1 pseudogene is annotated in these 1,097 nt (G+C 68.8%); it reads left to right on the forward strand.

The window, feature by feature from the left end:
* Positions 1-1,020, forward strand: a pseudogene (locus ATE71_RS22635) (hypothetical protein); the annotation flags it as partial.
* Between the last annotated feature and the right edge of the window lie 77 nt (positions 1,021-1,097).

Below are 1,097 nucleotides of genomic sequence, written 5' to 3' on the forward strand. Positions count from 1 at the left end.
GTCCGGGGCAGCGAGCTGTTGCTCGAACTGAAGCGCCATCAACCGCTGCCCGCCTTTTACCTGCCCGCCGCGCCCGGTATTCCGGTCGCGGCGCCCGACTGGCCCGATGCCGTCGGCACGGTCCGCTTGTTCGACTTGCCCAATATCGCCATGCCGGCGGCATCCGCGCCGCATATCCTGATCGCGGGCGCTGGCAGCAACGATGGCTGGCGCGGGGCCGACTGCTGGTTCGTTCCGGCGGCGGGCGCCGAGCCGATTTCGGTCGGCTCGATCCGTCCGGCGGCTGCGCTGGGGGAACTTGCCGAACCGCTGGCGGCGGCCAGCGATTGCCTGTTCGATCTGGCCAATGCGGCGGTGGTGACCCTCGTCAATCCGTCGATGACGATCGAATCGGTCGGCGACGCTGCTCTATTGGGCGGGGCGAACCGCGCGATGATCGGCGGCGAGCTGATGCAATTCGGTATCGCCGAGGCTGTATCGCCGGGCGTGTGGCGCCTGTCGCGCCTGCTTCGCGGCCGCGCCGGAACCGCAGACGAAATGACGCATGCGACCGGAGACGCCTTTGTGCTGCTCGACGATTCGGCGTTGCTGGAACTGCCCGCCGAGTTCACCCGGTGGGCCGAGGGCGGTAGCGCGACGCTGCAATGGATATCGCGCGGCGGCGGTGCGCTGACCGAGATCGCGGTCCCCGCCGCGGGGCGGGCGCTCCGGCCGCTGGCGCCTGTCCATGGCCGGATCCGGGCCAATGGCGCGGGCGGGGTGACGATCGACTGGATCCGATGCAGCCGCGCCGATGCGGGATGGCGCGACCATGTCGACCAAGCGGCGGGGGAGACGCGCGACGCCTGGCGCATCGCGCTGTCGCCGGCGGTTCAGGGGATCGGCCCGTGGGAGAGCGCATCGTCCGCATTGACCATCGATGCGGGCGACCTGGCGATGCTGCCGTCCGGGTGCACGGTCGATATCCGCCAGGCCGGAGATCTCGCCTTGTCGCCGCCCCTGATCTTGCCGCTGACCTAGGCCGTGTTGACAAAAGGGATTCCCAAATCCTCCTCCTTCTGATTCAAGACTGCTTTTTGAGGATCAGTCATGGGTCC

It is taken from the genome of Sphingopyxis sp. H115, from assembly GCF_001468465.1.
Classification (GTDB): Bacteria; Pseudomonadota; Alphaproteobacteria; order Sphingomonadales; family Sphingomonadaceae; genus Sphingopyxis.